This is a genomic window from Chromobacterium aquaticum, assembly GCF_021129195.1.
Classification (GTDB): Bacteria; Pseudomonadota; Gammaproteobacteria; order Burkholderiales; family Chromobacteriaceae; genus Chromobacterium; species Chromobacterium aquaticum.
Map to the genome: position 1 here is coordinate 1 of NZ_JAJOHW010000234.1, position 553 is coordinate 553.

The window sequence follows — 553 nt, forward strand, 5'->3', positions numbered from 1 at the left end:
ATAACCCTCTTCGTGCAGCAGCCGCACGATGAAGTCGTAATCGGATTCTCGGTATTGCAGGCAGTAGCTGCGCGGCGACGCCGGGCCGGTCTTGAACGCCAAGGTCTGTACCCGCGCGAACACCGGGTTGGCTTGCTGATGCTCGGCCAGGATCTGTTTGATGATGTCCGGCACCGACAGGTCCTGGAACACCCGCGAGCTGACGCGATGGCGCAGCAGCGCGAACGGCGGTTCGATGGTCAGCTGGTAGCGGCTGAAGCCACCATCCGAGCCCAGGCTCTGCACCTTGGACACCACGCCGCAGCGCAGGCTCTCCGCGCCGGCGGCATCCAGGATACCGAGGCGGGCCGGCAGGCCGAGCAGAGTCTTGAGTTCGATCGCGCCGTCCGGAGACAAACACACCAACTGGTAGGCGTAGGGCCGGGACACGCCTTCCTCGCCGGCCAGGCTCAGCGGCAGCAGTTGCTCGGCCGCCACGCTGCCGTCGCCCAGGCTGAGGGTGAGCAGGCGCTGGTCTTGGTTGAAGGCGGAGGCGAAGCTGGCGAGCAGGGTG

At 66.5% G+C, this 553-nt stretch carries 1 protein-coding gene; it reads right to left on the reverse strand.

Annotation, left to right across the window (positions count from 1 at the left end; translation table 11 throughout):
• A partial coding sequence (locus LQT98_RS23310; RefSeq protein ID WP_231465578.1) for a type VI secretion system Vgr family protein occupies positions 1-553 on the reverse strand: 553 nt, incomplete at both ends.